The organism is Pseudomonas sp. Sample_24 (assembly GCF_004307605.1).
GTDB lineage: Bacteria > Pseudomonadota > Gammaproteobacteria > Pseudomonadales > Pseudomonadaceae > Aquipseudomonas.
The window spans coordinates 1-10770 of the sequence record NZ_RCNW01000079.1; the positions used below are offsets into that span (position 1 = coordinate 1).

General features: G+C 59.0%; 10 protein-coding genes. 5 read left to right on the top strand and 5 right to left on the bottom strand.

Features of this window, described 5'->3' with window-relative positions; all coding sequences use genetic code 11:
• From D8V06_RS03575 to yccS, 3 genes are all read left to right on the top strand, one after another.
• A partial coding sequence (locus D8V06_RS03575; protein WP_130930448.1) for a helicase-related protein occupies nt 1-924 on the top strand: 924 nt, incomplete at its 5' end.
• A 135-nt stretch (nt 925-1059) separates the two neighbouring features.
• Nucleotides 1060-2238 carry an NAD(P)/FAD-dependent oxidoreductase gene (locus D8V06_RS03580; protein ID WP_130930449.1) on the top strand — a complete coding sequence of 393 codons (1179 nt, stop codon included), beginning with the start codon at nt 1060-1062 and terminating at the stop codon, nt 2236-2238.
• Nucleotides 2239-2502: 264 nt separating this feature from the next.
• The gene (gene yccS / locus D8V06_RS03585) at nt 2503-4686 is read left to right on the top strand and encodes a YccS family putative transporter (RefSeq protein ID WP_056853915.1); all 2184 of its coding nucleotides are present in this window, start codon (nt 2503-2505) and stop codon (nt 4684-4686) included.
• A 132-nt stretch (nt 4687-4818) separates the two neighbouring features.
• Here the strand turns inward: yccS and D8V06_RS03590 are convergent, their stop codons facing one another.
• Complete coding sequence (locus tag D8V06_RS03590) at nt 4819-5556, bottom strand: transporter substrate-binding domain-containing protein (RefSeq protein WP_056853916.1); 738 nt, start codon at nt 5554-5556, stop codon at nt 4819-4821.
• Nucleotides 5557-5812: 256 nt separating this feature from the next.
• On the opposite strand from D8V06_RS03590, the gene D8V06_RS03595 reads away from it, so the two are divergent.
• Complete coding sequence (locus D8V06_RS03595) at nt 5813-6265, top strand: GNAT family N-acetyltransferase (protein WP_130906015.1); 453 nt, start codon at nt 5813-5815, stop codon at nt 6263-6265.
• A gap of 122 nt (nt 6266-6387) precedes the next feature.
• On the opposite strand, the gene D8V06_RS03600 is transcribed toward D8V06_RS03595, so the two are convergent.
• Genes D8V06_RS03600 through D8V06_RS03610 form a run of 3 tightly spaced genes read right to left on the bottom strand, consistent with a single transcriptional unit; the run spans nt 6388 to nt 9371 of the window.
• Nucleotides 6388-6714, bottom strand: a complete 327-nt coding sequence (locus D8V06_RS03600; RefSeq protein ID WP_056853918.1) for a winged helix-turn-helix domain-containing protein — start codon at nt 6712-6714, stop codon at nt 6388-6390.
• Entirely contained in the window at nt 6711-7202 is a 492-nt protein-coding gene (locus D8V06_RS03605) for a M48 family metallopeptidase (RefSeq protein ID WP_056853919.1), read from the bottom strand. Before D8V06_RS03605 ends, D8V06_RS03600 begins: the two co-directional genes overlap by 4 nt.
• 45 nt (nt 7203-7247) lie before the next feature.
• A complete protein-coding gene (locus tag D8V06_RS03610; RefSeq protein ID WP_130907689.1) occupies nt 7248-9371 on the bottom strand; it encodes an EAL domain-containing protein in 2124 nt (707 codons plus the stop codon).
• A 321-nt stretch (nt 9372-9692) separates the two neighbouring features.
• Between D8V06_RS03610 and D8V06_RS03615 the strand changes: the two genes are divergently transcribed.
• On the top strand, nt 9693-10361 hold the full coding sequence (locus D8V06_RS03615) for a polysaccharide lyase family 7 protein (protein ID WP_056853921.1): 669 nt from the start codon (nt 9693-9695) through the stop codon (nt 10359-10361).
• Between the two features lie 74 nt (nt 10362-10435).
• Here D8V06_RS03615 and D8V06_RS03620 read toward each other — a convergent pair.
• Nucleotides 10436-10770, bottom strand: a 335-nt coding sequence (locus D8V06_RS03620) for a class II fructose-bisphosphate aldolase (RefSeq protein WP_177434345.1), incomplete at its 5' end; no start/stop codon positions are given.

The following is a 10770-nucleotide window of genomic DNA, read 5'->3' on the forward strand; positions in this document are numbered from 1 at the left end:
CTCGACGAAGCCGACCGCATGCTCGACATGGGTTTCTACGACTCCATCGAAGAAATCATCATGCAAGCCCCGGAGCGTCGCCAGACCCTGCTGTTCTCCGCCACGTACCCGGTGGGCATCAAGCAGCTGGCCTCGAAGTTCATGCGCAACCCGCAGCAAGTGAAAGCCGAGGCGTTCCACGACGACACGCAGATCGAGCAGCGCTTCTACGAAATCTCTCCGGAAGAGCGCATGAGCGCCGTGACCAAGGTCCTCGGCCACTTCCGCCCGGCGTCCTGCGTCGCGTTCTGCTTCACCAAACAGCAGGTCCAGGAAACCGTCGACCACCTGACTGCCAAAGGCATTTCCGCGGTCGGCCTGCACGGCGACCTGGAACAGCGTGACCGCGATCAGGTGCTGGCCATGTTCGCCAACCGCAGCACCTCGGTACTGGTGGCCACCGATGTCGCGGCCCGCGGCCTTGATATCGATTCCCTGGACATGGTGATCAACGTCGAGCTGGCCCGCGATTCGGAAATCCACATCCACCGCGTCGGCCGTACCGGTCGTGCCGGTGAGAAAGGCATTGCCATCAGCCTGGTGGCGCCGTCCGAGGCCCAGCGTGCGCAAGCGATCGAACAGTTGCAGAAATCGCCGCTGACCTGGGATCAGGTGGACAACCTGACCAATCAGGGCGGCGGCCCACTGCTGCCGCAGATGAGCACCCTGTGCATCGGTGCTGGCCGCAAAGACAAGGTTCGGCCAGGCGACATTCTCGGCGCACTGACCGGTGATGCCGGCATCCCGGGCGCGCAGGTCGGCAAGATCGCGATTTTTGACTTCCAGGCTTACGTGGCCGTGGAACGCGGGATCGCCAAGCAGGCCTTGCAGCGCTTGAACGACGGCAAGATCAAAGGCCGCTCGCTGCGCGTGCGTATCCTGTGACCCTGATCATTCCCACGCTCCGCGTGGGAATGCATCCCGTGACGCTGCGCGTCACATGACGGCGGACGCAGAGCGTCCATGGCGGCATTCCCACGCAGAGCGTGGGAATGATCGAGAACAGTTGAGGACACCGTTTTGCGCTCTACCGAAGTCGTGATCATTGGCGCTGGCGCCGCAGGGTTGATGTGTGCGCTGACCGCCGCCGGGCGCGGGCGCAAGGTGTTGTTGCTTGACCATGCCAACAAGGCCGGCAAGAAAATCCTGATGTCGGGCGGTGGCCGCTGCAATTTCACCAACATGTACACCGAGCCGAGCAATTTCCTGTCGCAGAACGCGCATTTCTGCAAATCGGCGCTCGCCCGCTATACCCAATGGGATTTCATCGGCATGGTTGCCAAGCACGGCGTGCCGTATCACGAGAAAAAACTCGGTCAGTTGTTCTGCGACAACAAGTCCAGCGACATCCTGCAAATGCTGCTCGACGAGTGCGATCAGGTTGGTGTCAGCCTGCACCTGGACACGTCGATCCAGAGCATCGAGAAACTCGAGAAGGGCTATTTGCTCGACACCACCCTCGGTCAGGTGACCTGCGAATCGCTGGTGATCGCCACGGGCGGCCTGTCGATCCCAACCCTGGGCGCCACCGGTTTCGGCTACCAGGTGGCCAGGCAATTCGGCCACGAACTGCTGCCCACCCGCGCCGGCCTGGTCCCGTTCACCATCACCGATCAACTAAAGGAACTGTGCAGCGAACTGTCCGGTACCTCGGTGGATTGCCTGGTGAGCTGCAACGACCAAAGCTTTCGCGAGAACATACTGTTCACTCACCGCGGCCTCAGTGGTCCGGCGATTTTGCAGATTTCTTCGTTCTGGGAATCCGGCGATACGGTCGAGATCAACCTGATGCCCGACCATGACGCAGCGCACTGGTTGCAACAGCAACAAGCCGAACGCCCCAACAGTGAGCTGAAAACCCTGCTCGGGGAAATCTTCACCAAGAAGATGGCCAACCTGTTGGCGGACAACTGGTTCGTCTCTAAACCGATGAAGCAGTACACCCACGCAGAAATCGCCGCCATCGCTGAAAAACTGGCGAGCTGGAAAGTCGTACCTGCCGGCACCGAAGGCTATCGCACCGCCGAAGTGACGCTCGGTGGCGTGAATACCAACGAAGTGTCGTCCAAGACCATGGAATCGCTGAAAAGCCCGGGCCTGTATTTCATTGGCGAAGTGCTGGACGTGACCGGGCATCTGGGCGGCTTCAACTTCCAGTGGGCGTGGGCTTCCGGCTACGCGGCCGCACAGTACGCCTGACGACCGTCTTTCAAATGTGAAGCACCATCCCTGTGGGAGCTGGCTTGCCAGCGATGAGGCCAGTACATCCGACATCTTTATTGACTGTCAGTCCGCTATCGCTGGCAAGCCAGCTCCCACAGGGTTCCTTGTTGACTTTAAAGAATGCGCTCGGCGGAGGATCTCAAAGGAACAAATTTTGCTGCCCAATGTGATCGGCGCCATTGCGTCGGCGTCATTAGTGGCTCAATTTAGCGTCATTGCCTCGGAAGGCCTTCGCACTTCATGTCATCGACTTCATTCCGTCAGTCTCTGCGTCGCCTTTGGGCGCTGGATAAATTCAGTTACAGCGTGCGGGTGTTCATCGCCCTGACCGGTACCATGGCGCTGTGTTGGTATCAGGATGAAATGGGGTTGCTGATCCCGTTGTTCCTCGGGATTATCGCCAGCGCCCTGGCTGAAACCGATGACAGTTGGCAGGGCCGTCTCAACGCCTTGGCGGTGACGCTGGTATGTTTCGCCGTTGCCGCGCTGTCCGTCGAACTGCTCTTCCCCTACCCCTACCTCTTCATCATCGCCTTTGCGCTCGCCGCGTTCTGCCTGACCATGCTCGGCGCGCTGGGCGAACGCTACGGCGCGATTGCCTCGGCGACGCTGATCCTGTCGGTCTACACCATGATCGGCGTGGATCAGCGCGGTGGCGCGGTCACCGATTTCTGGCACGAGCCACTGCTGTTGGTGGCCGGTGCGGCCTGGTACGGCGTGCTGTCGGTGTTGTGGCAGGCGTTGTTTTCCAACCAGCCAGTACAGCAGAGCCTGGCACGGTTGTTCCGCGAACTGGGCTTCTACCTGAAGCTGAAATCCTCGCTGTTCGAGCCGATCCGGCAGATGGACGTGGAAGCCCGTCGCCTGGAACTGGCGCAACAGAACGGTCGCGTGGTCGCCGCACTCAACGCCGCCAAGGAAATCATCCTGCACCGGGTCGGCAACGGTCGGCCGGGCTCGAAAGTCAGTCGTTACCTGAAGCTGTACTTCCTCGCCCAGGACATCCACGAACGCGCCAGTTCTTCGCACTACCCTTACAACGCCCTGGCCGATGCGTTTTTCCACAGTGACGTGCTGTTTCGCTGTCAGCGCCTGCTGCGCCAGCAAGGCAAGGCCTGCCGGGCTTTGGCCGAATCGATCCAGATGCGCCAGCCGTTCACCTATGACGCCAGTTTCGCCGAAGCGCTGAGCGACCTGCACGCCTCTCTCGAACATTTGCGCATCCAGAGCAACCCGGCGTGGCGCGGGTTGCTGCGCTCATTGCGAGCGTTGGCGGCGAATCTTGGCACCCTCGACCGTTTATTGAGTGACGCCAGTAACCCCGACGCGCTGGCAGACGCCACGGACAGCAGCCTGCTCGACCGCTCACCGCGCAACTTGAAGGATGTGTGGGTTCGATTGCGCACGCAGCTGACGCCGACGTCGCTGCTGTTTCGCCATGCCCTGCGCTTGCCCCTGGCCTTGAGCATCGGCTACGCGATGGTGCATTTGATCCATCCGTCCCAGGGCTACTGGATCATCCTGACGACCCTGTTTGTTTGCCAGCCTAACTACGGCGCCACCCGCCGCAAGCTCGGTCAACGGATCATTGGTACCGCCATCGGCCTGACCCTGGCCTGGGCGCTGTTCGACCTGTTCCCGAACCCGCTGATCCAGTCCTGCTTCGCCATCGCCGCCGGGATCGTGTTCTTTACCAACCGCACCACCCGCTACACCCTGGCGACAGCGGCGATCACCTTGATGATCCTGTTCTGCTTCAACCAGGTGGGCGACGGCTACGGACTGTTCCTGCCACGACTGTTCGATACCTTGCTGGGCAGTCTGATCGCCGGGCTGGCGGTGTTCCTGTTCCTGCCGGACTGGCAGGGTCGACGCCTGAACAAAGTGCTGGCCAACACCCTGACCTGCAACAGCATTTACCTGCGCCAGATCATGCAGCAATACGCCGCCGGCAAAAGCGACGACCTGGCTTATCGCCTGGCCCGGCGCAACGCGCACAACGCAGACGCAGCGCTGTCGACCACCCTGGCCAACATGCTGATGGAGCCTGGGCATTTTCGTAAGGAAGCGGATGTGGGTTTCCGTTTTCTGGTGTTGTCGCACACCTTGCTCAGTTATCTGTCTGGTCTGGGTGCGCACCGTGAAACCCAGTTACCGGCGGATGTACGCGAACAACTGATCGAAGGCGCCGGCGTGAAACTGGCTGCCAGCATCGACGAAATCGCCCAGGGCCTGGCGAGCAAATCCGCCATTGCGATTCAGAGCGACGAGGAAGAGGCGCTGGCCAATGAACTCGAACAGATGCCCGATGAAATCGATGAAGGCCAACGGCTGGTGCAGACGCAACTGGCATTGATCTGCCGGCAACTGGGGCCGCTGCGTACGTTGGCGGCGCATTTGATCAAGGATACGAGCGAAGACTGAGATTTGCGGTGGCTAGTCGGGCCTGATCGCTGGCAAGCCAGCTCCCACAGGGAATTGAGTCAGGCACTGATCTGTGTAAACCATCAAACACTGTGGGAGCTGGCTTGCCAGCGATCAGGCCGCCAGCCCCACCTACATCCCGTGCTGCCTGAGCAATCGCTCGTAACTCCCGTCCGCCTTCATCGCCGCAATCGCCCGATCGAAGCCTGCGACGATCTGTTCATTGCGTGGATTCTTCAGGCTGACCAGGATGTGCAGACCATTCTCGCTCAGTGGCTTGGGCAGAAACTCCACGGCGTTGCGCACTTTGACGGGCTCACGGGCCAAGTAGTACCGCGCGACGTATTCGTCTTCCAGGGTCAGTTTGACCCTGTCGGCGGCAACCATTCGCACGGCCATCGCGAAACTGTGCACCGGGATCTTTTGCAGGGACTGGTCTTCGTCGAACGCTGGTGAATAGGCATAACCTCGCACCACGGCTATCGGATAGCTGTGCAGTTGCTGCAAATTGCTGTATTCGATGGGCGCATCTTTGCGCTTGAGAAAACGGATGCGATTGACCAGATACTCACCGGAAAACTTGCCCAGTTTCGTCCGCTCATCGGTATACCAGGCATTGACCAGCACATCGTATCGGCCCTCGCTCACGCCCAGCAATGCGCGCGCCCAAGGCACCTGCTCGAATTCACTGGCATAACCGGCCCGCGCCAGTGCGGTGCTGACAATGTCGGTGGCCAACCCGCCGTTGACCAATGTTGCGTCGGTAAACGGCGGCCACGCATCAGCCACCAGCCGCAGCTTCTCTGCTGCCGCACTTTGCGTCAGCAACAGCAATCCGATCAAAGCAAAGGCTCGATGCAATCGCGGCATGCTAGAAAATCCTTAGCGGGCGGCTACCCGACGTGTTTTCAGCCAAAACCCAAGACCCGGTACCCGCACCAACAGGCACTAAAACGGTAGCTCATTGAAGCCACTGCGCATCGCTTGATCCCAGATTACACAAAGAAGACAATCCCGCGAAAAATGAATGATGGCATTTTGGTCTTTGTCACAGATTTCTCCGCCATAAAGACATCCATCGTCTGGACGCTTAGTATCGGAGGAGACGTTTTCAGGGAATCAGAACATGACAATCGATTGGGTCTGCAAACACCATAGCGATCTGGGCAAAGAACAGCTGTACGCCATTTTGCAGTTGCGCAGCGAAGTGTTCGTCGTTGAACAGAAGTGCATTTATCAGGACATCGATGGCCAGGATCTGGAAGGTGATACGTGCCATGTGATGGCGTGGGACGGGGATCGACTGGTAGCGTACCTGCGCTTGCTCGATCCTGAACTACAGGGCGGCGACGTGGTGATCGGACGCGTGATCATCGCGCCCCAGGCTCGCGGCACCGGGCTCGGCCATGAGCTGATGGCTCAGGCATTGAAACAGACGCAAAAACGCTGGCCGGATATGCCGGTGTATCTCTCGGCGCAGGCGCATTTGCAGGGGTATTACGGGCGGTACGGATTTGTGGTGGCAGGAGAGGAGTATGTCGAGGATGGCATTCCACATATCGGCATGCGTCGCTCCTGAGAGCCCTATCGCTGGCAAGCCAGCTCCCACAGTGATTGCCGGTGCATCGCAAATTTGCAGTCCGCCTCGGAACCTGTGCGAGCGGGCTTGCCCGCGATAGCGTCAGCACTGCAGCGAAAATCTCAGGGATACTCCAATACGTTTTTTATCTGCCGCAAATTTCGCTCGATCCACCCCCGATCAATCGCGCCCCAATCGCGAATCCGGTAACGGCCGGCATGATTGCGTGCGCCTTCTTCCTGCTCGAATTCGCAAACGATATCCAGGTCCGCCAGCGCTGCGATGGTGTCCTGCGCGGTGCGTCGGGGCATACCGGTGATATCGGTCAGCGCCGGAACACTGCTGGCCAGGCCGCTGTCGATCAGGTACGCCACGTACAAGCGGCGGTAAAAGCTGCTCTTGGTCTTGCTAACGTCCGTCACGCTTGCTCCTTTTTGTAGATCTTTCATTGCATGTCGCGCCACGTCAGGTACACCCGCACATCGAACTCCACCTGGTGATACCCCGGTAGCATGTGTTCGCACAACTTGTAGAAAGCTTTGTTGTGATCGGACTCTTTGAAATGCGCCAACTCGTGAACCACGATCATTTTCAGAAACTCCGAAGGCGCTTCCTTGAATAGCGAGGCGATGCGGATTTCCTTCTTCGCCTTGAGCTTGCCGCCTTGCACCCGGGAGATCGTAGTGTGCAGTCCGAGGGCACGATGCGTCAGGTCCAGCCGGTTGTCGAACAACACCTTGTCGATGGCCGGAGCGTTGCGCAGGTATTGCTGCTTGAGATCCAGTGCGTAGGTGTACAGCGCCTTGTCGCTCTGCACACCGTGCGTGTCCGGATAACGTTTGCTCAGGTACTCGCCCAGGCGACCGTCGGCGATCAGTTGGCGCACCTGGTCCTGCAAGGAAGCGGGATACGCCTGGAGGTATTTCAAAGCAGTCATCACAGCGGCAACACAGATCGTGAACAGGTCGCCAGTGTAGCGAATTCAAATGAGCAACGCGCTCCAGTCGAACGGTTGCGCAAAGTGGCCAGTGTCTTCTGCCATCATCGGACGCGCCACCAGAAAGCCCTGCACATACTCGCAGCCATTGGCTTGCAGCCATTGGAACTGGGCAACGGTTTCAACCCCCTCGGCGATCACCAGCATGCCGTACTGTTTGCACAAGCCGATCACGTTGCGCACCAGCACCGCGTCCCGCGCCGACCCGGGCAGGCGAGCGATCAGATGGCGATCAAGCTTGAGCGTGTCCAGTTCCAGGTCACGTAAGTGGGCCATCGAACAAGGGCCAGAACCGAAATCATCCAGCGCCACCCTGACCCCCAGATTACGCAGCAAGCGTAGCTGTTTGCGGGTTTCCTCCGGATTGTGCGTCAGGGCTTCTTCCGTCACTTCGACTTCCAGCTGGCGCGGCTGCAAGCCGTGCCGCTCCAACACCTGACGCAACTCAGTCACCAGGTTGGGCATGGCGAACTGCGTTCTGCTCAAACTGATACCCAGTATCAGATCTTCGGCAAACAAGGTTTCCCAGGCTTTGCGCTGTTCGGCGCCGCGTTGGTAAATCCAGCTGCCCAGGCGGCTGATCAACCGCGCCTCTTCCAGCAATGGCAGAAACAGTCCCGGCGGTACGTCCCCGACACTCGGATGCTGCCAGCGCAAGAGTGCTTCAAAGCCGCGAATGCGCCCGTCGCAGATGGCCACCTGCGGTTGATAGACCAGGTTGAAATCACGACTCTCGATAGCGTCACGTACGCTTTCTTCAAGCATCAAGCGCGAACGCGCCCGGCCATTCATCTCATGATCGTAAAAACGATACTGCTGACGACCGGCACGCTTGGCCTCGTACATCGCGATGTCCGAGGCTCGCAGCAAACCGTCCAGGTTGGCACCGCAATCGGGAAACGTGGCAATGCCGATGCTCACGCCCAAAGCGATATCCAGACCGTCGATCTGCTGACAGATCGACACGCGCTCAATCAGCTTTTCGGCGATCTTGGCCGCCTGTTCGGGAAACTCCAGATCGAGCAATGCCGTGAATTCATCGCCGCCCATGCGCGCCAGAATGTCAAAGGAGCGCAAGCAGGCCTTCAACTGCTCGGATACCCAGCGCAACACCCGATCACCGGCATCGTGGCCGAGGGAGTCATTGACGCGTTTGAATCCGTCGAGATCGAGGTACATCAGGACCCAGGCACTGTCGGGTCGCTCGCCACGCAACAGGAGGTTTTCCACGGTCTGGTAAAAACCCCGGCGGTTGAGCAATCCCGTTAGCGGATCGGTCACCGCCTGGTATTCCAGTTGCTGGTGCAGGTGGCGCACCACCGACATGTCCAGCACGGTGACCACCATCGCACGCTGCTCGGCAGGCAAGGGTGCGCAGGACAATGCCACTGGCACCTGCTGCCCCGGCGCGGTCCGCAGCAATGCGTCGTGCAGGCGCAATGTTTCACCGCGTTTGAAGCCGGCCAGCAAGTCCGAGTCGGCCCATACAGGAATGTGTGGCTTTTGCAGGAAATCCAGAAACTCCTTGCCTTGCAACTCTTGCACGGTGGCACTGAGCAGACGCGACATTGCCGGGTTGGCGAAGCGGATCAGACCGTCCTCGTTCACCACCAGAATGCCTTCGGCAGCGTTGTCCAGCACCGAGGCATTGAAGGCGCGAGCGACCTCCAGATCGTGGCTCAGGCGCTGCAAGGCGCGGCGATTGCGCTGGTGCTCCAGCAACGCCTGGACCTTGGGCTTGAGAATCTGCGGGTCGAACGGTTTGAACAGGTAATCCACGGCGCCACTGGCATAACCCTTGATTACGGCGTCCTGGGACTGTTCGTTGGCGGTCAGGAAAATGATCGGCGTCAACCGTGTCCGTTGGCTGCCGCGCATCAGGCGCGCGACTTCGAACCCGTCCATGCCCGGCATCTGCACATCGAGCAGCACCAGGTCGACATCATGCTCAAGCAGCAGGCCGAGAGCCTCGAACCCTGAGGCAGCGGTGATGACCTGCCAGTCCTGGCGCTGCAACAACGCGCGCATGCTGATCAGGTTTTCAGGGTAATCGTCGACGATTAAAAGTGTTGAGTTGCCTTCAGCTGGCGGGGGGTGCACGCATTCCATGCTGCTTCTCTATTTTCGGGACGTCAGGCCGGTTTTTTGTGAAAACCGGACAAATACTGTGCCTTCACTCTAGACCGGGATCAACTAAATCAGAAGCTGTCAGTACGCCATCATCTAACTAAAGGGTTAATTCGCCGACTAACGGTCGTGCGTGAAGGCGGCTAAAACCGGGAAAGATGGCGTTTTGACAGGATTTTGACGTCATCCATCTGTCAGTCCACCATTAACAAACATCTCACCTACGATTATAAAGATCGCCCTCCGAGGCGCGTACTAGAGCTTCTGGCACGCCCGTGCAGCTAAATCTGTGGAAGCATTTTTATGATCGACCTCGCAACCTGGAACCTCAGCGTTCCCGTCGGCAGCCCGCCGTACACTGTTGAAACGTCCAAACTGGTAGACGGCTTCAAGGATCAATACTTCCACTCCGACACCGGCACTCTGTTCTTCTGGTCGCCCGTGACCGGCTCCAAAACCGAAAACGCCATCTACCCGCGCACCGAGCTGCGCGAAACCTACAGCAACGGTACGCTGCGCAATTGGTATTACCCGGATGCCGACAACCTGCTGCGTGCCACCCTGACGGTGCACCAGGTGCCGAGCTCCGGCAAAATCGTCATCGGGCAGATTCACGCGTACAAGAGCCAGAGACCAATGGTCAAACTCGAGTACCAGTACAAGACCAGCAGCGAAACCGGCAACCTCGTCATCAAGGTCAGAATGCACCCCGACGACGCCGAGAGTCGCGTCATCACCCTCGCCACCGGCATCAAGCTTGATCGTGAATTCAACTACCTCATCCACCTGAGCCCCGGCGGCGCGCTGGGCGTCAGTGGCGCAGGTTACCAATGGGACACCAATATCAGCGCCAGCTGGCGCGACAAACCGCTGTACTTCAAGGCCGGGGTTTATGTGCAGGACAACACCGGGTACACCACTGAAGGCGGGAAAGTGACTTTCAGCAAGCTGGATATCGATCACGACCAATAAACAGCAAAAGATTGCAGCCATAAAAAAACCCGCATGTTCATGCGGGTTTTTCTTGCGACTCGAACGCTGAAGGCTTAGTTGACCTTGGCGTTCAACTCACCTTTGAGGTAACGCTGGTACATCGCTTCCAGAGAGATCGGCTTGATCTTCGAAGCGTTGCCCGCGGTGCCGAAGGCCTCGTAGCGAGCGATGCACACGTCGCGCATTGCGGTCACGGTAGCACCGAAGAATTTACGCGGGTCGAACTCGCTCGGGTTGGTGGCCATCAGGCGACGCATGGCGCCGGTGGATGCCAGACGCAGGTCGGTGTCGATATTGACCTTGCGTACGCCGTGCTTGATGCCTTCGACGATCTCTTCAACCGGTACGCCGTAGGTTTCTTTGATGTCGCCGCCGTACTGGTTGATGA